30 protein-coding genes and 4 pseudogenes are annotated in these 21,324 nt (G+C 34.5%); 28 read left to right on the forward strand and 6 right to left on the reverse strand.

Annotated elements, in window-relative coordinates; translation table 11 throughout:
* From ON15_RS01630 to ON15_RS11680, 5 genes are all read left to right on the forward strand, one after another.
* A partial coding sequence (locus ON15_RS01630; RefSeq protein WP_010579725.1) for a PTS sugar transporter subunit IIC occupies positions 1–867 on the forward strand: 867 nt, incomplete at its 5' end.
* A 40-nt stretch (positions 868–907) separates the two neighbouring features.
* Complete coding sequence (locus ON15_RS01635) at positions 908–1,222, forward strand: PTS sugar transporter subunit IIB (protein ID WP_010579726.1); 315 nt, start codon at positions 908–910, stop codon at positions 1,220–1,222.
* A 9-nt stretch (positions 1,223–1,231) separates the two neighbouring features.
* Positions 1,232–1,564 carry a PTS lactose/cellobiose transporter subunit IIA gene (locus tag ON15_RS01640; RefSeq protein ID WP_010579727.1) on the forward strand — a complete coding sequence of 111 codons (333 nt, stop codon included), beginning with the start codon at positions 1,232–1,234 and terminating at the stop codon, positions 1,562–1,564.
* Positions 1,564–2,649 (forward strand): DUF871 domain-containing protein, encoded by a 1,086-nt coding sequence (locus ON15_RS01645; protein WP_010579728.1) that lies wholly within the window; start codon positions 1,564–1,566, stop codon positions 2,647–2,649. The genes ON15_RS01640 and ON15_RS01645 overlap by 1 nt, the downstream gene beginning before the upstream one ends.
* A 134-nt stretch (positions 2,650–2,783) precedes the next feature.
* Positions 2,784–2,945, forward strand: coding sequence for a hypothetical protein (locus tag ON15_RS11680; RefSeq protein ID WP_010579729.1), 162 nt, complete (start codon positions 2,784–2,786; stop codon positions 2,943–2,945).
* 299 nt (positions 2,946–3,244) lie between these two features.
* Here ON15_RS11680 and ON15_RS11365 read toward each other — a convergent pair whose 3' ends face one another.
* On the reverse strand, positions 3,245–3,418 hold the full coding sequence (locus tag ON15_RS11365; protein ID WP_010579730.1) for a transposase: 174 nt from the start codon (positions 3,416–3,418) through the stop codon (positions 3,245–3,247).
* 345 nt (positions 3,419–3,763) lie between these two features.
* Here ON15_RS11365 and ON15_RS01655 point away from each other — a divergent pair, with 345 nt between their 5' ends.
* The 3 genes from ON15_RS01655 to ON15_RS01665 all read left to right on the forward strand — a co-directional run bounded on the left by ON15_RS01655 (position 3,764) and on the right by ON15_RS01665 (position 6,778).
* Positions 3,764–5,092, forward strand: a complete 1,329-nt coding sequence (locus ON15_RS01655) for an AAA family ATPase (RefSeq protein WP_010579731.1) — start codon at positions 3,764–3,766, stop codon at positions 5,090–5,092.
* Positions 5,092–5,715, forward strand: a complete 624-nt coding sequence (locus tag ON15_RS01660; protein ID WP_010579732.1) for a hypothetical protein — start codon at positions 5,092–5,094, stop codon at positions 5,713–5,715. Before ON15_RS01655 ends, ON15_RS01660 begins: the two co-directional genes overlap by 1 nt.
* A 199-nt stretch (positions 5,716–5,914) precedes the next feature.
* Positions 5,915–6,778, forward strand: a complete 864-nt coding sequence (locus ON15_RS01665; protein WP_010579733.1) for a MurR/RpiR family transcriptional regulator — start codon at positions 5,915–5,917, stop codon at positions 6,776–6,778.
* 105 nt (positions 6,779–6,883) lie between these two features.
* Here ON15_RS01665 and ON15_RS01670 read toward each other — a convergent pair whose 3' ends face one another.
* Both ON15_RS01670 and ON15_RS01675 read right to left on the reverse strand, forming a co-directional pair.
* Positions 6,884–7,972, reverse strand: a complete 1,089-nt coding sequence (locus ON15_RS01670) for a DUF871 domain-containing protein (RefSeq protein ID WP_010579734.1) — start codon at positions 7,970–7,972, stop codon at positions 6,884–6,886.
* A gap of 1 nt (position 7,973) precedes the next feature.
* Positions 7,974–8,873: an N-acetylglucosamine kinase gene (locus ON15_RS01675; RefSeq protein WP_010579735.1), complete on the reverse strand. Its 900-nt coding sequence runs from the start codon at positions 8,871–8,873 to the stop codon at positions 7,974–7,976.
* A 172-nt stretch (positions 8,874–9,045) separates the two neighbouring features.
* On the opposite strand from ON15_RS01675, the gene ON15_RS11180 reads away from it, so the two are divergent.
* The 13 genes and pseudogenes from ON15_RS11180 to ON15_RS01735 all read left to right on the forward strand — a co-directional run bounded on the left by ON15_RS11180 (position 9,046) and on the right by ON15_RS01735 (position 18,030).
* Positions 9,046–9,783: an alpha/beta hydrolase gene (locus ON15_RS11180; RefSeq protein ID WP_010579736.1), complete on the forward strand. Its 738-nt coding sequence runs from the start codon at positions 9,046–9,048 to the stop codon at positions 9,781–9,783.
* Positions 9,784–9,973: 190 nt separating this feature from the next.
* Positions 9,974–10,294, forward strand: coding sequence for a PTS sugar transporter subunit IIB (locus tag ON15_RS01685; protein WP_010579737.1), 321 nt, complete (start codon positions 9,974–9,976; stop codon positions 10,292–10,294).
* Between the two features lie 18 nt (positions 10,295–10,312).
* A pseudogene (locus ON15_RS01690) lies at positions 10,313–11,606 on the forward strand (PTS sugar transporter subunit IIC).
* 36 nt (positions 11,607–11,642) lie between these two features.
* Positions 11,643–11,975 (forward strand): PTS lactose/cellobiose transporter subunit IIA, encoded by a 333-nt coding sequence (locus ON15_RS01695; protein WP_010579738.1) that lies wholly within the window; start codon positions 11,643–11,645, stop codon positions 11,973–11,975.
* A gap of 98 nt (positions 11,976–12,073) precedes the next feature.
* Positions 12,074–12,982 (forward strand): N-acetylmuramic acid 6-phosphate etherase, encoded by a 909-nt coding sequence (gene murQ / locus ON15_RS01700; protein WP_010579739.1) that lies wholly within the window; start codon positions 12,074–12,076, stop codon positions 12,980–12,982.
* Positions 12,979–13,989: a serine hydrolase domain-containing protein gene (locus ON15_RS01705; protein ID WP_010579740.1), complete on the forward strand. Its 1,011-nt coding sequence runs from the start codon at positions 12,979–12,981 to the stop codon at positions 13,987–13,989. The genes murQ and ON15_RS01705 overlap by 4 nt, the downstream gene beginning before the upstream one ends.
* A 1-nt stretch (position 13,990) precedes the next feature.
* Entirely contained in the window at positions 13,991–15,061 is a 1,071-nt protein-coding gene (locus tag ON15_RS01710; protein WP_010579741.1) for a dipeptide epimerase, read from the forward strand.
* 17 nt (positions 15,062–15,078) lie between these two features.
* Positions 15,079–15,840, forward strand: a complete 762-nt coding sequence (locus tag ON15_RS01715) for a serine hydrolase (protein ID WP_010579742.1) — start codon at positions 15,079–15,081, stop codon at positions 15,838–15,840.
* Between the two features lie 125 nt (positions 15,841–15,965).
* Positions 15,966–16,673 carry a glucosamine-6-phosphate deaminase gene (gene nagB / locus ON15_RS01720; protein ID WP_010579743.1) on the forward strand — a complete coding sequence of 236 codons (708 nt, stop codon included), beginning with the start codon at positions 15,966–15,968 and terminating at the stop codon, positions 16,671–16,673.
* 18 nt (positions 16,674–16,691) lie between these two features.
* On the forward strand, positions 16,692–16,817 hold the full coding sequence (locus tag ON15_RS12150) for a hypothetical protein (RefSeq protein WP_268869589.1): 126 nt from the start codon (positions 16,692–16,694) through the stop codon (positions 16,815–16,817).
* Between the two features lie 16 nt (positions 16,818–16,833).
* Positions 16,834–17,064: pseudogene (locus ON15_RS01725) on the forward strand (N-acetylglucosamine-6-phosphate deacetylase); the annotation flags it as partial.
* 370 nt (positions 17,065–17,434) lie between these two features.
* Positions 17,435–17,722, forward strand: a complete 288-nt coding sequence (locus ON15_RS01730; RefSeq protein WP_010579744.1) for a type II toxin-antitoxin system RelE/ParE family toxin — start codon at positions 17,435–17,437, stop codon at positions 17,720–17,722.
* A gap of 14 nt (positions 17,723–17,736) precedes the next feature.
* Positions 17,737–18,030, forward strand: a complete 294-nt coding sequence (locus tag ON15_RS01735; RefSeq protein WP_010579745.1) for a HigA family addiction module antitoxin — start codon at positions 17,737–17,739, stop codon at positions 18,028–18,030.
* A 48-nt stretch (positions 18,031–18,078) separates the two neighbouring features.
* Here ON15_RS01735 and ON15_RS11685 read toward each other — a convergent pair whose 3' ends face one another.
* A complete protein-coding gene (locus ON15_RS11685) occupies positions 18,079–18,237 on the reverse strand; it encodes a hypothetical protein (protein ID WP_010579746.1) in 159 nt (52 codons plus the stop codon).
* Positions 18,238–18,448: 211 nt separating this feature from the next.
* Between ON15_RS11685 and ON15_RS11915 the strand changes: the two are divergent.
* From ON15_RS11915 to ON15_RS11385, 7 genes and pseudogenes are all read left to right on the forward strand, one after another.
* A pseudogene (locus ON15_RS11915) lies at positions 18,449–18,565 on the forward strand (TetR/AcrR family transcriptional regulator); the annotation flags it as partial.
* Positions 18,566–18,574: 9 nt separating this feature from the next.
* Positions 18,575–18,785: pseudogene (locus ON15_RS01745) on the forward strand (type II toxin-antitoxin system RelE/ParE family toxin); the annotation flags it as partial.
* Positions 18,775–19,044: a helix-turn-helix domain-containing protein gene (locus ON15_RS01750; RefSeq protein WP_010579747.1), complete on the forward strand. Its 270-nt coding sequence runs from the start codon at positions 18,775–18,777 to the stop codon at positions 19,042–19,044. The pseudogene ON15_RS01745 and the gene ON15_RS01750, both read left to right, overlap by 11 nt.
* An 85-nt stretch (positions 19,045–19,129) precedes the next feature.
* Positions 19,130–19,303 carry a hypothetical protein gene (locus ON15_RS11690; protein WP_010579748.1) on the forward strand — a complete coding sequence of 58 codons (174 nt, stop codon included), beginning with the start codon at positions 19,130–19,132 and terminating at the stop codon, positions 19,301–19,303.
* An 11-nt stretch (positions 19,304–19,314) separates the two neighbouring features.
* The gene (gene tnpB / locus ON15_RS12275) at positions 19,315–19,494 is read left to right on the forward strand and encodes an IS66 family insertion sequence element accessory protein TnpB (RefSeq protein WP_412768431.1); all 180 of its coding nucleotides are present in this window, start codon (positions 19,315–19,317) and stop codon (positions 19,492–19,494) included.
* Between the two features lie 40 nt (positions 19,495–19,534).
* Positions 19,535–19,684, forward strand: a complete 150-nt coding sequence (locus tag ON15_RS11380) for an IS66 family transposase (RefSeq protein ID WP_081580134.1) — start codon at positions 19,535–19,537, stop codon at positions 19,682–19,684.
* A complete protein-coding gene (locus ON15_RS11385) occupies positions 19,675–19,866 on the forward strand; it encodes a transposase domain-containing protein (protein WP_010579750.1) in 192 nt (63 codons plus the stop codon). The genes ON15_RS11380 and ON15_RS11385 overlap by 10 nt, the downstream gene beginning before the upstream one ends.
* Positions 19,867–20,181: 315 nt before the next feature.
* On the opposite strand, the gene ON15_RS01760 is transcribed toward ON15_RS11385, so the two are convergent.
* On the reverse strand, positions 20,182–20,550 hold the full coding sequence (locus tag ON15_RS01760) for a type II toxin-antitoxin system PemK/MazF family toxin (RefSeq protein WP_010579751.1): 369 nt from the start codon (positions 20,548–20,550) through the stop codon (positions 20,182–20,184).
* Complete coding sequence (gene mazE / locus ON15_RS01765; protein WP_010579752.1) at positions 20,543–20,785, reverse strand: type II toxin-antitoxin system PemI/MazE family antitoxin; 243 nt, start codon at positions 20,783–20,785, stop codon at positions 20,543–20,545. Before mazE ends, ON15_RS01760 begins: the two co-directional genes overlap by 8 nt.
* Positions 20,786–21,324: the final 539 nt, after the last annotated feature.

Below are 21,324 nucleotides of genomic sequence, written 5' to 3' on the forward strand. Positions count from 1 at the left end.
GCAATTCTTTTAGGCTTGCTAAGTGGCTGGGTTTATCAATGGTTTGTAAATCATCATGTTACGATCAAATTACCAAGTAGTGTTCCTCCTGCAGTTAGTGAAAGTTTTGTTTCTTTAATTCCCGGTGCGGTGATTATCACTTTCTGGCTGATTATATTTGGAATTTTATCGAAATTCAATTTGAATATTCATGATATCTTGTTAGATCTTCTAACAAAGCCTTTGGGATTGATCGGTGATACTTTAGGCGGTACACTGATTGCGATTTTACTCAATAGTGCTTTCTGGTTCGTCGGAATTCATGGAGGAAACATTGTCAATACAGTTATTAGTCCGATTTGGTTAATGAATACCGATCAAAACCGGCTCGCTTTTCAAGCTGGGAAGCACTTGCCAAACATCATTACACAGCCATTTATTGATAATTTCGTTTATATGGGCGGTTCAGGAGCTACGATCGGGCTAGTTATCGTGATCGCACTGTTATCCTTGCGAAAGACGACTTCTTCTTTGACCAAAACAATGGCGCCTGTAACTTTGGTACCAGGTTTGTTTAATATCAATGAGCCGACAATGTTCGGTGTCCCAGTAGTTTTGAATATTAGTTTAATAATTCCATTTATTCTTGCGCCAATGTGTAATGCGATTATCACTTACAGTGCAATGTCTTTGGGGATCGTTCATAATACGATTGGTGTTACAATTCCTTGGACAATGCCACCTGTTATCAGCGGGTTCCTAGCTACCGGCGGTCATATCAGTGGGTCGATCGATCAAGTTGTTTGTGTTATTGTCGACTGTTTGATTTATTATCCATTTTATAGTGTTGTTGAAAAAGAAAATAAAAAGGGAATTACAACAGTTTAATATCCAATATAATAAAGTTTTTAAACAGGAGAGTTTTAAAATGACAAAAAAAACGATTATGTTAGTCTGTGCTGCCGGAATGTCAACAAGTTTATTAGTTCAGAAAATGAAAAATGCAGCACAAAAAGAAAATCTTGATGTTAATATTTTTGCAACAGCTGCATCTGAGACAGATAAAAAAGTTACATCAGAAAATCCAGATATTTTAATGCTTGGCCCACAAGTTAGATATCTTGAAGGTGGTTTTAAAAAGAAATATCCATTTCCGGTGGTTGTAATCGATATGCGCGCTTATGGCACAATGGATGGTGAAAAAGTTTTAACGACCGCTTTGAATTTGATTGATAATAAATAGGGTGTTTATATGGATGAAGAAAAGCTTAATGTTATTATGAAATTGATCATTGATGGCGGTAGCGCCAAAAGCTCTGCAGTTGAGGCTATTTCAGCTGCTAAACAAAGCAATTTTAAATTAGCTGAAAAGAAGTTGAAAGAAGCTGATGATTTCTTAGTCAAAGGTCATAATGCCCAAACTGGACTCTTATCAGCAGAGGCGGCAAATGAATATCAGGATAGTACATCTTTAATAATGGTCCACGCCCAGGATCATATTATGACCGCAATTGCTTTTAAAGATTTGGCCAGAAAAATTATTGATTTATACCGGATAATCAATAAAATGAAAGGAGAAAAATGATGCAGCAACTGGGAATCTCAATTTATCCTGAAAAAACAAGTTTAGAGGATAATTTTAAATATCTTGAATTGGCTAACAAATATCACTATACAAGAATTTTTACTTCTTTGTTGGAGTTGACGGGCGGAAAAGATCAAGTAATCGATAAGTTTAGTCAAATCATCGCTTATGCTAATCAGCTTGGTTTTAAGACAATCATTGATATTAATCCGCGTTTATTCAAGCAATTGAATGCCAGTTATAACGATTTATCCTTTTTCAAAAAATTGGGAGTTTGGGGAATTCGCTTAGATACCGGCTTTTCAGGAATGGAAGAGGCAATGATGACGCGCAATGAGTACGGTCTTAAAATTGAGATCAACATTAGTTCCGGAACACATTATTTGGATAATATTATGGCTTTTAGTCCGAAAAAAGATAATCTGCTAGGCTGTCATAATTTTTATCCGCAAAAATATAGGGGATTAGAGCCAGCTTTCTTTATTGCTCAATCAAAGAAATTTAAAAATTATAGTTTGCATACGGCAGCTTTTATCAGTTCTGCAACAGCTAAAAACGGTCCTTGGCCAGTTCAAGACGGACTGCCAACGATGGAAATTGATCGCAGCCTGCCGATTGCAACTCAGGTAAATCATTTAGTGTTGACCGGTCTGATCGATGATATTATCATTGGCAATGCTTTTGCTAGTGAAGAAGAATTAGCAGCCGTTTCACGGGCATTTTTTGCCAACTATCCGCAAATTGGAATTGATACTCAAAATTTAAGTGTTACTGAAAAGAAAGCATTATTTGATAATACACACCTTTATCGAGGAGACCAATCTGAATATTTGCTGCGAGATTCGATTACCCGGGTAGTTTATAAAGATGTGAAGATCGAGCCACACGACAATCAAGGAATGATTAAACGCGGCGACATTTTGATCGTTAATAAAAATTATGGGCAGTATAACGCTGAAACTCAGATTGCTTTAAAAGATTTTCCCAATGATGGTCGGCGGAATAAGGTTGGCCATCTGAAAGAAAGTGACGAGTTTTTATTAAGCATGATCAAGCCTTGGAGCAGATTCCTGTTAGTACCGTAAGATCGGTTTAGTTAATAAGATTTGCGGGCGATATTTTTTATGAAAATTGTCAGCGAAAAAAATAAAATTGCGAGTGGAAAATCGAAACTTTAACTAGATCAATCCCGCAACATCAGGATGCTTTTCGCAACATCATGCAATTTACCGGCTGCGGGATTTTGCTGTCAACAGTCAATCAGGCTAAAGAAGTTTGGCTTGAAAAATCAGGGTACATTAAAGATGGTGACTTGAATATTTTTGATCGAGGATTGAATTTAAAAGAAACATATAGTTTGGGCAGAAGATTTTTAGACTAAGTTGCAGTTTAGTAGTTGAAAAGTCCGGTAATGCTACCGGTGCCGAAAATTCAAAATATTATCAAAACAACGAGTTTCAGAAATTTGATTAGCAATTCAATTTTGAAACTCGCTGTTTTTTGTCAGGGATGGACTGCTGTAAAGGACTGATCCCCAATAAAAAATGTGTAAATTATTTTCAGAGTTGGTCTAAGATTTTGCCCGCATCTCCTTTCCTACATTTTATAACCGCTCTGTGCACCTGAAAGTATGGTGTTTTAGAGTCATCAACTTTTTTATGCATCTTTATGAAACAAACGCTAATTAATTTTTAAAGCCTTATAAATTCGACTATGTTTATCATTCAGCTGTTTTAAGATTGTGACCCTAAGTTGGTCAAAAGCTTGATTGACTAGCTGGCTGATATGAAGATGATCAATAACAATTTTGGCATTGGGTAAAAAGACATTTGATAAAAATTTGATAGTTAGCATTCAAGTCAATCATTACTAACTTAACTGTTAGACGTTCATTAAGAAATTCAAAATAAGCACAGATATCTTTAGACAAATAATCATCAAGAATGGAAATCAAATTGGAACATGGTTTTTCCTTCTTTCAATTGGGTTTTGACGCTTAAAACGTACCACGGGATACCGCTTTAATATATAAAATAAAAAAAGCTGATATTGGCTTTTATGTTTCGCCAATATCAGAAAGTATCGACCCATTTTTTTGAACGACTGGTTATTAGTTGTTTAAGATTTATCATTGAAATATATATATCTTAATGATAATATCAACTATAGTAACAGTTTGTTACTAAAGGAGAGATTAATGTGCTTACAAAATTAAAATTAAAGAATTACAAATCTTTTTCAGATATTACTTGGGATTTTTCAAAGGGTAAGAATAAAAAAAATATGGCTGCAATTTATGGTGAGAATGGAGCTGGTAAAAGTAATATTCTTACTCCAATATTTCAGCTAGTAGAATCAGCTAGAAGTTTTTCTAACCAACAAAGATTCATAAAATTTCAAAAGGAGCTTTCTGAGAAAGAAAAGGTCGATTTGAAAACTTTGAAGGAGATTCCAATTTTTAAGTTAACTAGTGTAGAAGAAATTTTTAGAAATATAAATCTGATTGGTTCATCAGAAAATACAGAAATCACTTACGAGTTCTGTATTTCTGAAGAAGAAAAATTTACTGGTAAATATAAATTAATATTTTCGCCAAATGGCCAATTAATTGAGGAAAAACTTTTTTCTTTGGTAAACAAAAGGAATGGACTTTTATTTGATATAAAGTTTAATGAGGATAAAGTAACAATTGAAAAATTAAATTCAGCCGCTTTTAGAGGCAGAGCATTTATTACGCTTTTAAGAGATAGGATTGATCAGTTTTGGGGAAAACATACCTTTTTTGCAATTTTGGAAGCAATTTTTGAAGAAACAAATAGTGAATTAAAAGATAAATCTGTTTCTTTTGTTGTCAGGGAAATATTAGAAATGATACTTTCAATAGGTTTTAAAACTGATCAAATGACAGGATTAAAAAATCAAAAAGATTTTCTTAGAAGTTTAATGTATGGGTCTGTCAAATCAACAGATAAAAATAAAATTGTAAAAACGCAAAAGAGTTTAAATCTTTTTTTTACTAGTTTATATTCTGATATAAAAAAAGTTTACTATGAAGTTAATGAAAAGGAAAATGAAATTGAATACAAACTTTATGTCTATAAATTAATTGCTGGTAAAATTAGGAAAATACCTTTTACTTTGGAATCAAAAGGTACTAAGAAGTTGTTGGAGTTATTCCCGTTATTTTCTGCGGCCATGAATGGAGATATCGTTGTTGTTGATGAAATAGATAGTGGAATTCATGATTTACTAATGTCTAAGTTGTTGGAAAATTTTCAAGATTATATTAAGGGACAGCTTATCTTTTCTACTCATAATACAACCTTGCTGAAAGTTTTGCCCGCAAATGAAGTATATGTAATTCAAGAAGATATTGATGGTAATAAACAAATAGCTTCATTTAGTGAAGTTGCGAATATTAAACCAAATAATAATTTGCAAAAATTATATTTATCAGGATATTTTTCAGGTGTTCCGTTTGCAGATGATATCGATTTTGATGAAATTTTCAAGTTGGAGGAAAAATAATGATAATAAAGCCTTCCAACACTTGTGCAGTTGTAATTGTTCATGGTAAGTCTGAATACTGTATCGTCGAGCATATTAAATCAAAAATGAGATTGCCAATTGAAATTTATGGCAAAAAAAATGGTCAAAAAAGTATTCAAATCGAAGCGTTGCCAAATATTTTAAATAATGAAGTTTTTAGATCAAAGAAAAGTTTACAGAATAAATATCCAGCTATTGATTTCAAAAAAGATTTCAAGATATTTACAGTAATGGATATTGATGATGTTCATGATAATTCAGTTAAAACTAATTATATTGATGGAAAAATTTCAAATATATCGAATGGATGGCAAAAGAAGTTTCTCTACCCAATTTATTTCAAAGAAAATTTAGAAGATGTTCTCAAAGATGCTCATATTTGGTATGCACTAACTGACAATGATAAGAGATCATATATAAAAGTTTTTCCTGTAGAACATAATGGAGAAATATCCTATGAAGATCGAAAGGATATTGAAGAATTTGAAGCTAAAATGGAGAAATCGAAAAAAACAAATTTTGATAGATTACTTAAATATTGTATTTCACATGCACCAAAGTTTAAAAAAATAATAAATATTATTGAATTGTTTTATCAATAATCTGCTTCTATCTTAAATACCTAATACTTCATAATGGGGCAATTTTACCACTAGAGCAGTACTTATTTACTATGAGATTTATTATTAAGTGCTTGCATTTTTTTAATCTTTTCTTTTAATAAAATCATAACTGTTATATTATTTGTAGAGGGCAGAAGAAGTCATAGCAAGTGGATTAATTTATTATTAGGAGAAAAATATGTCAGTAGCAGGAAAAATTTTAAATACCGAGCAAAATTTATCAAAATCAGAAAAAAAGATTTCGCGTTTTATTTTAACTAATCCCCAAAAAGTTGTGGAAATGACGGTCGCACAATTAGCTCAAGCTGCTGATTCTAGTCCAGCAACAGTTATTCGTTTAGTTAAGCATTTGAAAATCAGCAGTTTTACATCATTAAAAATGATGCTGACCGCTGATCTTTCACAGCAAAAAAATGTTAATAAAGCATATGCCGATATATCAGCAGGGGAAAATTTAAGTGAAATAAAAAATAAATTACTAACTAATGCTCAGCAAACATTACAGGAGACTGCTGACCAAATCGATCAAACTGGCATTAAGAAATTAATTGCTGAGGTTTTAAAAAAGCGCCAGTTGATTTTATTTGGAATTGGAGCTTCAGAACTAGTAGCTGAAAATATTTCCCAAAAATGGAGCCGGTTAGGATTTCTATCGACAGTTGATAGTGATTTAAATTTGTTATTACCTAAATTAATCAATGCGGATTCAAATAGTCTTTTATGGATTATTTCCAATTCTGGCGAATCACCAGAGGCATTGATTGCAGCCCAAGCAGCACGCAAGCATCAGATCAAAGTAATTTCTTTGACACGTTATGGTGATAATTCAGTTGCACAACTTTCAGATATTGCTGTTCATACTTCACAACCTCCTGAGAATAAAAATCGGATTGCGGCGACAAGCTCTTTGTTGGCTCAATTCATGGTGGTCGATATCATCTTTTATTATCTTGTTAGTCAGAATTTCGACTATTTAGTTGATATTTTGCAACAATCAAAAGAAATTGTCCAAAATTATCATAATAATTTTAATTTAAAATAACGACGAGCGTTATAATTTAGCTTTAATATAAAATGCCAGTGTATGTACACTGGCATTTTAAAAAGTATATTGGAGAAATAGGTTGACAGCCTAAATCAAGAAATATTAAATTTGCAATTTAAACTTGCTCCAAGGCTTGATGAAATCTAACAGAAATACTTCTTCAGGGGAAAGTTGACCAATTTTATTTTTACGTGGTTCCTTATGCGGCTTCAAAACAATTTGAAGCTCATTTTTATAAATTCCAAAACTGTCATTACCGACTAAGACGTCACCTTTTTGATATTCGATTTGATTATCATGCGGTGGATTAGGGACTGACTTATAAGTGACCCGCGGCATCGTTGATCGGATTACTAATTGATTCATATCACCGCGGCGGAAATGTTGTGTTTCTAAAGCAATTTTTTTTTCAATCTCACTTGCAGCAGACACGAAGTTCATTTTGAATTTTAATTGGTAACGGTCAACTTGGCTTAAAGCTGCTAGTTCAGCTTCACTAGCATAAGCATTACCGATTATGACATCATCGATTAATCCTGAAGCAAAAAGATGCTTAGCTTGAACAGCAATTGGTAAACGGCGATCCTCCTCTAATGTTGGTAAACCATCATTTACATTCCATGGACCAATTTTACCGACCTGACTTGCAACAAATGCCGCTGTATGGATTCCAAAATGTTTAAAGCGCTGGCTGCATTTTACAAAGAAGTCAAAGGGCAGTGCCGTCCCGACTTGGGGGTAAAAGTTATGACAGCCATAAATAAATGGTGTATTTGCTTGGTAACTAATGATGTTATTTAAATAATCAACATTATTACTCATATTTAATTCAATGATCAAACCATATTTGTTATATGAAAGCATCGCTTCGGTTGCTCCATCGAATGCTTGATCCAATCTTATTCCAGTAACGTGCAATTCGTGAAAGAAGGAAAGGTCAGCATAAGAAATATTCAATTTTTGAAAGATTCGGGGTGAAACATCTAAAAATGTTTGATAGCCTAAGCGGTTGCCGACGTCAATAATTTTACGGTATTTATTTTTTACTGCCTCAACCGAGTCACCAACTTCAAGCATACTCATAAAGATTCGCTTGAAGCCATATTTATGCCCCAGTTCTAAGTAATTTTTATTTTTTTCAAAATCACTATGATCAGGATAAATCGATAAGCCAAGATTACGCATGGTCATTTTACATACTCCCTTTCGCATTCCAGAAGATAACAGCTCGACTATTATCTCCACCAGCAATTAAAAATTTAAGATCAGGATGCTTTTCTAGCAAAACAGAACTGATCCTTTTTTTAAAAAGTTGATTGTTTGTTAAAACAGATCCTGCTAAAGCTACTTTTTTCGGATAAGACTTTTCAAAATTATTAAACATCGTTTCAGCCTGGAGTGCTAATAAATTTGCTTGATTCAAAATGGCTTTGATAGCTCCTGTATGTTTTTGCGTAGCTTTTTGAGCTACTTTCACTGCTAAACTAGCAATTTCTGGCCTTTTTAGCTGATAGTATTTGCGGACTGCAGCTGTCATGGAATCTACTGCAAAAATATTGAGCAGATCACTTTGAATTTGGGATCGATTAGTTTTGCCACGATCGAAATCATTAAGGGCAATTTTAAAAAAGTTTTCAACGATTTTGTAAGCACTGCCTTGATCGCCAAGCAAATTTCCCCAGCCGCCGACCCGGTAAATTTTTTTCCCTTGGCGACCGTAAATGACTGATCCGGTACCTGATATTATCAAAGTCCCATCTTGTCCTTCTAGTCCGTTGATCAAAGCAAGTAAAGCATCATTGATCACATTTGTTGGAATTCCAAATGTTTGATTAAAGTCAGCGGTAATTTGAGCTGCATTGCCACTGGTTTCAATTCCAGCGATTCCAATTAAAATTTGTGTACATTCAGCCGGGTCAAGTTTGTGTTTGATTTGTGTGATCACTGATGAGAGATTCTTTAAAGTTTGGTTTTGGTTTAAAAGAATATTTCCTGGACCAGAAGTTACATTCAAAAGACATTTGTGTTGCTCGTTCCAAGCAGAAGCCTTAATTTTTGTACCTCCGCTATCAATTCCAATTCTGTATTTCAAACAAGTCACCTACTATTTCAAAAATAAAAATAATTGATACGCTTACATCTGCATTCTATCCCTTTGAAATTTTTTTTCAATTAATTTGTTAATTTTATAGTTTTTATGGCATATTATAATTTTGTGAACTTCTGTTTTATAAAAAATGCAAATCAAAGGGGAGGTACTTAAAATGGCAATTTTAAAACTTGAGAGATTTTCCAAAATTTTAGGATCACAAAAAGTTGTTAGGTTGGTCATTCCAGATCAAATATGTACAGGTAAAGTAACTGTGTTATGGCTTTTTCACGGCTTAGGCGATGATGGCAGTTGTTGGCTTCGCAAAACCCGTCTGGAAGCTTTTCTTGCTGAAAAACAGATAATTGCCATCATCCCGGATATGGGACGCAGTTTTTATCAAAATATGGCTGATGGTCAATTATATCAAGATTATTTACTCAACGAACTAATGCCGCAATTACAAAAACTTTTACCGCTTTCACTTGCTCCAAAACATAATTATTTAGCTGGAAATTCAATGGGCGGGTTTGGTGCACTGCAATTTGCTTTTAAATATCCTCAAAAATTTCGAACTGTTTTTGCTTTATCTCCTGTTGTGGCTTTCAATGCGATTAAGCCATTTATGCCTGATTTAAATAGTGTTTTTGGTTCTAAATTACCTGAAAATTATTTACAAAATTTGATTTTAGCGGCAGATTCACATAAGCTGCAGCAATTAGAATGTCATTTATTAATTGGCAATCAAGATTTTATGTTAAAAGAAAACAAAATCTTTGCTACATTTTTAGAGCAGCAAAAATTCTGCAATTTTGATTTCAAAATTTCTGTTGGAAAGCATGATTGGATTTTTTGGGATACAGCAATTGAAAAAGTCATTACGCAAATCATAGACTTAGAAAACAGGAAATAAATTTAATTAGATTTCAAATAATAATACGGTTCCAGTTTGGTTTGCGAAACAAAATACCAGATAATTGTTTTTATTTACTTTAATAGTAAAATATTATTTCGTGTAAGCGTTTACTATGATATAATAAAGCCGAATCAAAAATTCATAATTTTTTTAAGGTGAAGTTCAGTTTAACTAAGGAGTGGTGAATATGAAACTTTTACTTTCATGTAGTGGTGGTATGAGTTCTTCGCTGATTGCTGAAGGACTGGAAGATGAGGCAAAAAAAAGAGGTCTCAAAGATATCAAGGTTGATGCAGTCGGTGCTGATGAAGTAGCTGATTATTTGAATAATGATCATTATGATGCTGTTTTACTCGCACCTCAAGCGGTTTATCGAAAAGATTCAATTGCTGCTGAAGCCAAAGATCATTCAGTTCCCTTTCTTTTAATACCACGGAATTTATATAGTCCATTAGGGTCATCAAAATTATTTGATATTGTTAAACAAAAATTAACTGATAAAGAATAAAGGATGGGGTGAAACTTCATGAAAGGTTTTAACGCTGAGAAAATTTCTAATGAAATGGCGAAATTAGCTGGTAATCGTTATTTAACTGCGATCCGTGATGGAATGGCTGTTATTATTCCAGTAGCAATCGTTGGTTCATTTTTTACTATTTTGACACAGTTGCCAATTGATTCTTGGAAAGCATTTATTAAGCCATACACTGTTGCACTAAGTTTACCGATTACTTTTTCGATTGGCTTGATGGGACTTTATTCTTGCTATGCAATTGCTGCAAGTTTAGCTCAAACTTATAAGTTGGATCGAAATTCAAGTGCGACGATTGCAGTAATGGTTTTTCTTTTGTTAGTTATCAAGCCAGGAACAATCACCGCTAAAATTTCAAAGTTGTCAGGTATTGCAGCTGGAACTGTTCTTCCATCGCAAAATTTTGGGGCGTATGGTTTATTTACTGCAATGCTTTCTGCTATTGTTTCAGTTGAAGTTATCAGGTTTTTTAAAGAGAAGCATTTAGTTATTAAGATGCCCAAAGGTGTCCCAGCTTCAGTTTCTAATTCCTTTACAGCATTAATACCAGCTGCTGTTTTGATTATTGGGGCTTGGATCATCAAAGAAGGGCTGCATTTTGATGTTAACGCCGGACTTTTGTCTTTACTGTCGCCTTTAGCTCATTTTGGCAAAGATAATTTTGTTTCTGTTATTACACCGATCTTCTTTAATTCTTTATTCTGGTTATTTGGTGTTCATGGGGCGATTTCTTCCACACCAGTTTATCCATACTGGTACAAGAATTTGTATGCTAATATTTCAGCTGTTTCCAAGGGTGCAACAGCCGCTACTGCACCGCATTTCATGACTGAGCAATTCTTCCAGTTCTTTGTTTATATTGGCGGTTCGGGTGCTATTTTAGTCATTATGTATTTTACTAGCTTTCTTCTCAAAGTCAGCAATGGGTAAAACTTTAGGTAAAGTTGTTATCATTCCAAGTATTTTTAATATTAATGAACCAATCATCTTTGGTTTGCCAATTGTCTTAAACCCTTATTTTGCTGCTCCGTTTATTTTAGCACCGATTGCTGATGGAATAATTACCTGGTTTGCAATGATTACTCATTTAGTTAATCGGACGATTGCATTAGTACCTTGGACATTACCTGCTCCAATTGGTGCATATATGGCAACTGGTTTTGATTGGCGTGCTATTATTTTAACAATCATTAATATCTTTGTTGCTATTTTGATTTACTTCCCATTCTTTAAGATTTGGGATAAACGTCAATTAGAAAAGGAAAAAACTGCAGCAGCCAATAAATGATTATTTGTTGTGCTAATATTTTGAAGGGGTAAAAAAATGAATGGTATTGAGGAAATAATATTTGAAATTATCAGTAACTCTGGTGAGGCTCGTTCGATTTTGATGGATGTCATTCAGCGAGCTGAAAAGGGTGATTTTGAACAGAGTGAAGTCAAAATAAATGAAGCTGAAAAAAGGCTTAAAAATGCCCAAAAAGCGCATTTTAAAATTATTACTTCCGAAGCAAAAAAAAGACAGCTCCCCATTAGTTTGTTATTAGTTCACGCTGAAGATCAGATGATGGCCGCAGAACTTATTCATGATTTGACCAAGACGCTTGTTCAAACTGAAAAACGAATCGCTCAACTTGAAGAAAAGCTAAAGAGGTGATCAAGAGTTATTTTACCTGCAGTTATTGAAGTGTAAGCTAGTAACTGTAGGTTTTTAATTCTAATGATTTTATTTATTGTATAGCAGGTGATTTTAAAATGAAAGTTGATAAATTGTTAACTGAGCAGCGAAATCCTAATACTATGAATTTGGATTCATTATCTACACTTGAAATGGTAAAAGTTATCAATCTTGAAGATCAAAAAGTACCCAAAGCTGTTGCTGCTGAAACAAAGGTCATTGCAAAAGTGATCGATCAGGCAAGTATGCGTTTTAATCAGGGAGGACGTTTGATTTATTGCGGTGCTGGGACTTCTGGCAGGTTAGGCATACTGGATGCAGTTGAATTGGTACCTACTTTTGGGCTTGATCCTCAAAGAGCTGTTGGCTTAATTGCTGGTGGTCCAAAAGCTGTTTATCAAGCAGTTGAAGGAGCAGAAGATTCATCTGAATTGGCCAAAAAAGACTTAGAAAAAATTAATATTGATCGCTCAGACACAGTGATTTCAATTGCTGCTAGCGGACGTACACCGTATGCTATCGGTGCACTTAAAGCGGCTCAAAATATTGGAGCATTAGCAGTAGCATTGACGTGTGTCAAAAATAGCGAGATGGCAAAATATGCTGATTTTACGATTGCACCGCTTGTTGGTCCAGAAGTGGTGACGGGTTCAACGAGAATGAAAGCCGGAACCGCACAGAAAATGGTCTTAAATATGATTTCAACGGGGGTAATGATCAAAGCTGGCAAGGTATATCAAAATTTGATGGTCAATGTTTTACCAACAAATGAAAAACTGGTTGAACGAGCAACTCATATCATTACTTTGACCACAGGTTGTGAACTAAAAACGGCTAGGCAGCAGTTAAAAAGGGCCGAAAATAATGTTCCAGCTGCCATTGTGATGCAAAAAACAGGCTTAAATTTGGTACAGGCGCAACAACTGTTAGCGGAAAATAACAATTGTGTTTCGGGTGTTTTAAAGAAATGGAGCCAAACAAAATGATTGTAAACAATTCTGCAATTTTTGAAGTCATTCAAAATGCGATTCAAGATCAGGCTGTTTATGGTGCTTCATATTCATTACAAAGTAATAGCTTGTCAGAGCAACATTATATTGGGTACCAAGGAATTGGTCTTGATCATATCGCATTAACATCCGGCTTAGAATATGATTTGGCGTCTTTAACAAAAGTTATTGGAACAACGACCAGGATCTTACAGCTTTTAAGTCAAAAGAAATTGGCTTTAAAAGATGAAATTGGCAGGTTTATTCCTAATTTGTCTTATCCAGAATTAACGGTTGAGCAACTACTATTACATGACAGCGGGTTACCAGCAGATATTAAATCTGCCGGATATTCTAAAGTAGAATTGATCGATAAAATTAAACAGTCTTCCTTAATTTATCAGCCGGGAACCAAAACGGTTTATTCAGATTTAGGTTTTATTTTATTAGGATGGCTAATTCAAAAAATTGACGGTGATTTAGCACAAAGTTTGCAAGAAAATGTTTTTAAACCGTTGAAAATGAAGAAGACTGGTTTTAATTTAAAAGTTAACAATCCTAAATTATTTGTTCCTACAGAAAATTTTCCAGCTCGTGGAGGTGCTCTACGTGGTACGGTTCATGATGAGAAGGCTCATTTGTTAGGTGGAATTAGCGGTCATGCTGGTTTATTTTCAACTCTTGCAGATTTAAATAATTTTGTTTCAATGTATTTGCACCAGGGAGTTTTTGCTGGCCATGAAGTTTTAAACTCCAACTGTTTTAGTTTATTAAAAAGTTATTACAAGAATGGTCGGACACTTGGCTGGCAGCGCTGGGTACCAACAGGTTTAAAAATTTGGCATACTGGATTTACTGGAACTTCGATTGCAATTGATATGGATCAGCAGACTGGTTTTGTTTGTTTGACCAATCGAATTTATCCAACACGTCAAAATAGGGACTGGCTTAAATGGCGTCGCTTAGCAATCGGATTATTTTTTGCAGAACCAGAGGTGATTTAGTATGAAAACAAAGATTAAATGGATTAAATTAGGACAAATCCATGAACCCTTGAAGCGGCCCTTTGTGACTGCACTGCATCAAGTAACTGAAATTGCGGCGATTGGTGTTGAAATTGGTCTGGAAAATGGCTTAATTGGCCATGGTACCGCAACACCAAATGAAAAAGTTACTGGTGATACGCTTAATAGTTTAGCTGATGTAATGAAGAAAGTTATCAAACCGCAATTAATTGGTCAAGAAATCACTGATTGGGAAAATCTGCTCGTGGTAGTGCAAAATTCAGTCAGATATAATGCACCCGCCAAAGCGGCTTTTGAGATTGCACTTTATGATCTTCGGGCTCAATTATTTCAAACTTCACTGACTGGTTTACTAGGTGGTACTCCCCATTTTTTAACTACTGATTATACGATTAGCATTGCAGCTGAAGAAAAAATGATCCAAGAAGCAAAACAGTTAGTCCAAACAGGATTTACAGCATTAAAACTTAAATTGGGCGGACAGTCGGTCACTGAAGATATTCAGTTAGTCAAAAAAGTTGCGGAGGTAATACCTAAAACAATTTCTTTAAGGCTTGATCTGAATCAAGCTTGGTCTGCTAAACAAACTTTATGGGCTATTTCTAAGTGGGTAAAGTCCGGGTTAAATATTGAATTTATTGAGCAGCCTGTCTGCTTCGATGATTTGGCGGGGATGAAATTGGTAACTGCCAACTCGCCAGTGCCGATTATGGCTGACGAAAGTGTCCAAACGGTTAAGGATGCTTGGAAGTTAATTGACCTGCAGGCTTGTGACTTGATCAATATTAAGTTAATGAAAACAGGTGGTTTGAGCCAGGCAATTCAAATCAGTCAATTATGCCAGCAAGCCGGAATGAAATGTATGATCGGCTGTATGATTGAAGCACGTGCCAGCATTGCTGCGGCAGTTGCATTTGCTACTGCCCGACCTAATGTTGTCTATTTTGATCTAGATTCGGTCTTTATGAGTGCTAAACCGCAATCTGCCGGTGGATTTACGAGTCATAAAAATCAGTTATTAGCAACAGCCAAAATCGGTTTAGGATTGTAAAAGTTAGGATGATAATAATGGATCTGAAAATTTCACTAAATCGAATTTTAAAAAATTGTTCTTTTAGTGTTGCAGTTTTGATTGCAGCTCCCGATCACCAGCCATTTTATAGTTTAAACAGCCAGCAACAATTTCGTTCTGCAAGTTTGATCAAGTTAGCAATTGCGGCTTATTTAAATGCAAATTTTCAATCGCAGATTTTGCACAAAATGATCCAAATAAATGATCACGAAATTGTCGGCGGTTCAGGAATACTTTATCATTTGCAGCAAAGAAATTGGTTAGTTAGTGATTTAATTGATTTGATGCTTTCAGTTTCCGATAACACAGCAACTAATGTTTTATTAGATTATTTTGGGATTGAAAAAATCAATGATTGGCTGGGATCAAACTATCCTGAGATCGAGTTAAAACGTTATATGTTAACGAAGCCTCTCAAGGGTGAAAATACTTTGAATTTGAATAGTTTAATGAATTTATGGCAAGAGCTATTGGCCGACAAAACAAGTATTTTAAAAATGATCAAGCTGGCGCTGCAAAATCAGCAAAATACTTTTAAATTACGTGCGGATGCTCATTTTAATGGATTTTCAGGAACTATTTACAACAAAACTGGGGAATTATCTCAAGAAGAACATGATTTTGCTCGTTTTTGTTATGGAAAGCGCACGATTGATTGCGGCGTTTTAACGCATTTTTCTCAGCATAGTCAACGAATTCAGGCAGTTCGTTTAGAACAGCAAATTGGATCTTTACTTATGAAGTATTTAATGGAATAAAAGGCAGTGAACTTTTATTAAGCTTAGTGAAATTTGAAAATAAAATTTTAATAAATAACAAAACTTTGAACACTTAATTAGTAGCCTTCTTAAATTAGTAGCCTTTATGAGGGAGATATTTGTTTATGAAAATTATCATCGTAAAAAATAAAATTGAAGGTGGAAAAAAAGCACTTGAAATTTATCGAGCTACCTTGAAAAGTAATGCAAGAGTCTTGGGCTTTGCAACTGGCAGTACGCCGTTGACTACTTATCAGGAATTGATAAAAAGTGATTTAGATTTTTCACAAATCATTTCTTTTAATTTAGATGAATACGTTGGACTTCAAGCTGATGATCCTCAAAGTTATCATCATTATATGGAAGAAAATCTGTTTAAATTTAAGAAATTTAAGACCTCTTTTTTACTTAATGGTGTGGCTGTTGACGAAAAAGCTGAAATTCGTCATTATGATCAATTATTAGAAAAATATCCAATTGATTTGCAATTACTAGGTATTGGCAGGAATGGTCATATTGGTTTTAATGAGCCGGGATCTTCGTTTAATGAAAGAACGCATAAAGTAGGTTTAACGGAATCAACGATTAAAGCAAATTCACGATTCTTTGCAGATGAGGTTCAAGTCCCGCGTTATGCATATTCAATGGGCATCAAATCAATTTTAGCAGCAAAGCAAATTTTGCTTGAAGCTTACGGCAGTTCTAAGGCTTCAGCTGTTTTAAGAATGGTCCAGGGTCCGATGACAACTGCCTGCCCGGCAAGTATTTTGCAGACTCATCCAAATGTAACCTTGATTCTTGATGAAGCGGCTGCAAGTCAACTTTCTAAGTAAAAAAAGAAGATGATATCTATGCAAACAGTTTTAAAACATGCCAAAATTTATACTGAAAGTTCAGCAATTGACGATGGTTATTTAAGATTTGACAGCCAACTGATTGCGGTTGATCCGATCGAGGAATATCAGCCAAGCGTTTAATGATGAAAAAATTTTTGATTTGGCTGGATCAGTCTTGCAATATCAGGATGCTTTTCGCGACATTATGAAATTTACCGGCTGCGGGATCATCGAAGCAGTCTTGATGTCAGCGGTCAATCAAGCCAAAGAATTTGGTTTAAAGAATCAAGACACATTAGAAGTAGGTAAAGATGCTGACTTGAATATTTCTGATCGAGGATTAAACTTAAAGGAAACATATAGTTTGGGTAGAAGATTTTTAGACTAAGTTGCAGATTAGTAGTTGAAAAGTCCTGTAATGCTATCATTGCCGAAAATTCAAAAATATTATCAAGACAACGGGTTTCAGAAATTTGATTAGCAATTCAATTTTGAAACTCGCTGTTTTTGTAAGGATGCACTATTTGTAAAGAATTGACCCCACTCCTACTAAAAAACATGTAAATTATTTTTAGAGTTAATCTAAGATCTGGAATCTAGCAAAAATTTTTTAGAGTGGTTTAGGGTGGTTAAGATGAGAAAAACTTCAATTTTTGGAGCTACTGAAAGGAACTTGACTCATACCAAAATTCATAAACTCTTTACATGTACATGAGCTTCATGTATAATATGCTTAAAAGCAAATTAAAGGACTAATTATGATAAAGCACTTTGCAGATAAGGAAACACAGAAGGTATATCATCAGGAATTTTCTAAAAAATTACCTCAGTCAATTCAAAAGGTTGCTTTGCGTAAATTAATTATGTTAGATAATGCAAGCAATCTCAACGACTTAAGAGTTCCTCTTGCTAATCATTTGGAACAATTAGCAGGGAATCGTAAAGGTCAATACAGTATTAAAATTAATGCACAATATCGTCTTTGTTTTTCAATTGAGAATCAAAATGATTTTGTTAATGTAGAAATAGTTGATTATCATTATTGAGAGAGGTGAATATGATGAATAAAATTCCAGTACCTAAAATTAATGAGATCTTAAAAGACGAGTTTATGATTCCATTAGATCTTTCAGCCTATGCATTAGCTAAAAATATTCATGTTCCAACTTCTAGAATACAAGATATTTTACATGATCGTCGGCAAATTACAGTAGATACTTCGGTTAGATTGGGAAGATTCTTTGGGGTATCTGATCGCTATTTTTTGAATTTACAAAATGATATTGACTTGCGTAATGCGGAAGAAAAAAGTGGAAAAGAATATCGCCAGATCCAACCATATCAGTATAGTTAGTACTTAAAAATCACACTTGAATAACGGTGTAATTTTTAAGTACTATTTTCAGCTGTAGACCTTAAATATTTCATGTGAAGCACCGTTATAGACGCGGATTTCGATATCATTGGTGATAATTCTAGCTGCCTTCTCACGTGATGAGCGAACTGGGCTTTGAGGATGATGATCAACCAAATTAACTGCAACAACGTCTTCTAATTTCATAAAAAGCCTCCCACAATACTTGATGGGACAAGTATAACAAGAAGTTTCCGCTTAAAACAGACCGCCATCTCTGCTATCGCTTACACTGATTCAATAATGTCAGGATCTCAAGAATCAAAAATAGCTTGACTCCTGTAGAATACAGACATCAAGCCATGACAGCTTAACTTAAAATACACCAATTTGTCTAATTTTCTATTGCACTTCAAGTTTTACCAATATTCTAAGAGTCTGGTTAGGTCAAGATAATCCTGGACCAGCAGAACAAATTAGGAATTTAATATTGTTGGCTGTTCGACAATTAGCTGCTAGTTTGAATACAAACTAGCAATAGTTAGTAAAAAAAATAGAATCAGTCAAAAATTTATATAAATTAAGAAGCAAGGTATCTAGTAATATGCAGCGAGCACTATATTTTCACGTTAAGGGGCCAAAATATGTGATTACCCATGGGTTTACCAAAAAGACAAAAAAAAACGCCACCGGCTGAAATTAAGCATGCGCTTGAATTACGAACAGAATGGGAGGATAGTCAAAATGAAAATTAATGATATCTTAGTACGGGAATTAAAAGATCCTAAATTTGCTGAAGCTTATCATGCTGATAAGGAAAAGTCTGCCAGTACTTTAGCGTTATATCATGCTCGTGAAGAAGTCGGCTTGACCCAAGCCGATTTAGCTGAAAGAGCAAACGTGCCTCAATCCACCATTGCTAGGATCGAACGCGGCGATAATGTGACGGTTGATAAACTAGCTGAAATTGCTCATGCGATGGGTAGAGCAATTAAAATTGAATTTATCAAGTAGTAAGCACCTAATAACCGACCGTCTATAAATAAGTATATTTCAGCGGTAAAATTACCTCATTAATAAAGAATGATGAGGTGTTTTTATGACCAATAAACCTGATGTTGTTCAGATCAAAATGGATAAATCCTTTAGTCCGCAGGCTTTGGCTCCTACTAAAGCTTTTCAAGTTAGGGTTGGTGAAAACAAAACAGTTATTGTCTACAACCACATCCAAGGATATATTCTGGATTCTTTGATCAAGGCGATTTTCAAATGATGTTACTTGATATGCGAAAAATTAAAGGCATTTATCTTGTCTGTGGCAAAACTGATCTTCGGCGAGGAATCGATGGTTTGGCAAATATAATCCTGGATCAATTCAAATTGGATCCTTACTCCAAATCTTTGTACTTGTTTTGCGGCACAAGAAAAGATCGATTCTGTATATTGTTTTTGGCAATAGTGTGATTCAGCTGAAGCATTACCGAAATCATGTTTAGGCAAAGACTTGCTTTCCGCTCAAAATCAGCGGAAAGCTTTAAATCAAATTCTAAATTTTGGCGAAATAGATTTAAGCAATAACGCTTCAGAACGAAATATGAAAAGTTATGTAATTGGCCGAAAGAAGCTGAAGCTAATGCGATTTGGATGTCTTTGATTGAAAGTGCCAAAGCAAATGGCTTAATTCCTTTTAAATATTTACAAGATATAATCGAAAAAATATCAAAACTGCCAGTATTCATGAAAACTGAAGAGCTGGAAGCATATTTGCCATGGAACTGGCAAGATGAAAGCAAATCATTAATACCACCACCGGCAAAAATAGCTTTAGCAAAATGACCGACTGATCCCAAATGAGATTAGCTGGTCTTTTTTTGAACGGTCGATTATTAGGTGCTTACACACAAATAGCCTAGATCGTATAATGATCCTGGGTTCTTGGTGCGAGGACCGCTTTTTTCAATTAATATAGTAATTCTTGATTAGAAAAATCGGATTTCAGATTCCAAGGCATCAAGCCTTCGAGTACATCTTCATTTAAGCTGTCAACTTCTGTTAATTTTTTCAAAATCCGATAGAGATATGCTTCTGGGTTCAAGCGATTTAATTTGGCTATCACTTACCAAAAAAAATTAGCACACACATTTCTATGCACTAATCTAGAAATCCAAATATATCCTTAACAGCTCTTTTAGCTTGAAGAAGTTCTTTTGCGCTAACATGATCTACAGTTTTTCCCGCTCGTGCTAGATAATCGTAACCTAAAAGCCCTGTCAAAATAACATGTCCACTAATCTTGTGGCCTGAAAGTTCAAACTGAAAAGGCTTACTTATATGTGTAGTGTGAGTTATTGGAAATCCAACGATCATTCCCGTTCGCTGATTATAAGCAAAATCGCTCATTACTAACATGGGACGAAACGTATTGCCGGCACTTACATCATGAGCTCCATACTCATGTCCTGCATGTGGCTCACTATTGATCCAAATTAAATCACCTTGTTTGGGCATGTCTTTATTCATACCAGAAGTTCTCTTTTCCAACTAAATTTCCATTATCAGGGATCTTTTCATCATTAATTGCTTTCCGTAAGTCATAGTCCGGATTTTGTTTAAATAAATTACCTTGTACTGGCATAAAACTTATAACTCCATTCTCATCAATTATTGGCTCATATTCAGCATTGACTCCAATATTAAATTCTGCAGGGATTGTAATCATTATTGAATTACCTTGTTTTCGAGTTTTTACAGTCATAATAATCATCTCCTTTATGTAATTATAAAGGTAATTACGCTATTAAGCAAATAATATTATTATGTAACCTACATCCGAATTAATCATACGAAATCACTAAACTACTCTGAAAAATTGCGCAATAGAAAAATCTCGCCATGGATGGAGTGAGACTTGTGTTTCCAATCTTCAGCCGCCCACTAACAACATTTACTTGCTTCTGTAAACGTTGTTGCGTTTAGCCGTCCTGAAGGAGGCAAAGGTCAAGAAACTTTTTCAGAAGAAAGTCTCGGGAAAGGACACCGAGCACCAAATTTCATGTGAAGCACTGTTATGGACTTGGATTTCAAGATCATTAGTGATGATTCTAGCTGCCATCTCACGTGATGGACGAACTGAACTTTGAGGATGATGATCAACCAAATTAACTGCAACAACGTCTTATAATTTCATAAAAAGCCTCCTGCAATACTTGATGGAACAAGTATAACAAGAGGTTTTCGATTAAAGAAGACCGCCATCTCAGCTATCGCTTACATTTTGTTATATAATTTAAGAAA

Origin of the sequence: Liquorilactobacillus vini DSM 20605 (genome assembly GCF_000255495.1) — a bacterium.
Classification (GTDB): Bacteria; Bacillota; Bacilli; order Lactobacillales; family Lactobacillaceae; genus Liquorilactobacillus; species Liquorilactobacillus vini.

Excerpts from the sequence above, each read along its gene's own strand:
- ON15_RS01635 (WP_010579726.1), top strand. The coding sequence starts at position 908 with ATGACAAAAAAAACGATTATGTTAGTCTGTGCTGCCGGAATGTCAACA.
- ON15_RS01640 (WP_010579727.1), top strand. The coding sequence starts at position 1,232 with ATGGATGAAGAAAAGCTTAATGTTATTATGAAATTGATCATTGATGGC.
- ON15_RS01645 (WP_010579728.1), top strand. The coding sequence starts at position 1,564 with ATGCAGCAACTGGGAATCTCAATTTATCCTGAAAAAACAAGTTTAGAG.
- ON15_RS11680 (WP_010579729.1), top strand. The coding sequence starts at position 2,784 with ATGCAATTTACCGGCTGCGGGATTTTGCTGTCAACAGTCAATCAGGCT.
- ON15_RS11365 (WP_010579730.1), bottom strand. The coding sequence starts at position 3,418 with ATGCTAACTATCAAATTTTTATCAAATGTCTTTTTACCCAATGCCAAA.
- ON15_RS01660 (WP_010579732.1), top strand. The coding sequence starts at position 5,092 with ATGATAATAAAGCCTTCCAACACTTGTGCAGTTGTAATTGTTCATGGT.
- ON15_RS01665 (WP_010579733.1), top strand. The coding sequence starts at position 5,915 with ATGTCAGTAGCAGGAAAAATTTTAAATACCGAGCAAAATTTATCAAAA.
- ON15_RS01670 (WP_010579734.1), bottom strand. The coding sequence starts at position 7,972 with ATGACCATGCGTAATCTTGGCTTATCGATTTATCCTGATCATAGTGAT.
- ON15_RS11180 (WP_010579736.1), top strand. The coding sequence starts at position 9,046 with ATGGCAATTTTAAAACTTGAGAGATTTTCCAAAATTTTAGGATCACAA.
- ON15_RS01685 (WP_010579737.1), top strand. The coding sequence starts at position 9,974 with ATGAAACTTTTACTTTCATGTAGTGGTGGTATGAGTTCTTCGCTGATT.
- ON15_RS01695 (WP_010579738.1), top strand. The coding sequence starts at position 11,643 with ATGAATGGTATTGAGGAAATAATATTTGAAATTATCAGTAACTCTGGT.
- murQ (WP_010579739.1), top strand. The coding sequence starts at position 12,074 with ATGAAAGTTGATAAATTGTTAACTGAGCAGCGAAATCCTAATACTATG.
- ON15_RS01705 (WP_010579740.1), top strand. The coding sequence starts at position 12,979 with ATGATTGTAAACAATTCTGCAATTTTTGAAGTCATTCAAAATGCGATT.
- ON15_RS01710 (WP_010579741.1), top strand. The coding sequence starts at position 13,991 with ATGAAAACAAAGATTAAATGGATTAAATTAGGACAAATCCATGAACCC.
- ON15_RS01715 (WP_010579742.1), top strand. The coding sequence starts at position 15,079 with ATGGATCTGAAAATTTCACTAAATCGAATTTTAAAAAATTGTTCTTTT.
- nagB (WP_010579743.1), top strand. The coding sequence starts at position 15,966 with ATGAAAATTATCATCGTAAAAAATAAAATTGAAGGTGGAAAAAAAGCA.
- ON15_RS12150 (WP_268869589.1), top strand. The coding sequence starts at position 16,692 with ATGCAAACAGTTTTAAAACATGCCAAAATTTATACTGAAAGTTCAGCA.
- ON15_RS01730 (WP_010579744.1), top strand. The coding sequence starts at position 17,435 with ATGATAAAGCACTTTGCAGATAAGGAAACACAGAAGGTATATCATCAG.
- ON15_RS01735 (WP_010579745.1), top strand. The coding sequence starts at position 17,737 with ATGAATAAAATTCCAGTACCTAAAATTAATGAGATCTTAAAAGACGAG.
- ON15_RS11685 (WP_010579746.1), bottom strand. The coding sequence starts at position 18,237 with ATGAAATTAGAAGACGTTGTTGCAGTTAATTTGGTTGATCATCATCCT.
- ON15_RS01750 (WP_010579747.1), top strand. The coding sequence starts at position 18,775 with ATGAAAATTAATGATATCTTAGTACGGGAATTAAAAGATCCTAAATTT.
- ON15_RS11690 (WP_010579748.1), top strand. The coding sequence starts at position 19,130 with ATGACCAATAAACCTGATGTTGTTCAGATCAAAATGGATAAATCCTTT.
- tnpB (WP_412768431.1), top strand. The coding sequence starts at position 19,315 with ATGCGAAAAATTAAAGGCATTTATCTTGTCTGTGGCAAAACTGATCTT.
- ON15_RS11385 (WP_010579750.1), top strand. The coding sequence starts at position 19,675 with ATGTCTTTGATTGAAAGTGCCAAAGCAAATGGCTTAATTCCTTTTAAA.
- ON15_RS01760 (WP_010579751.1), bottom strand. The coding sequence starts at position 20,550 with ATGAATAAAGACATGCCCAAACAAGGTGATTTAATTTGGATCAATAGT.
- mazE (WP_010579752.1), bottom strand. The coding sequence starts at position 20,785 with ATGACTGTAAAAACTCGAAAACAAGGTAATTCAATAATGATTACAATC.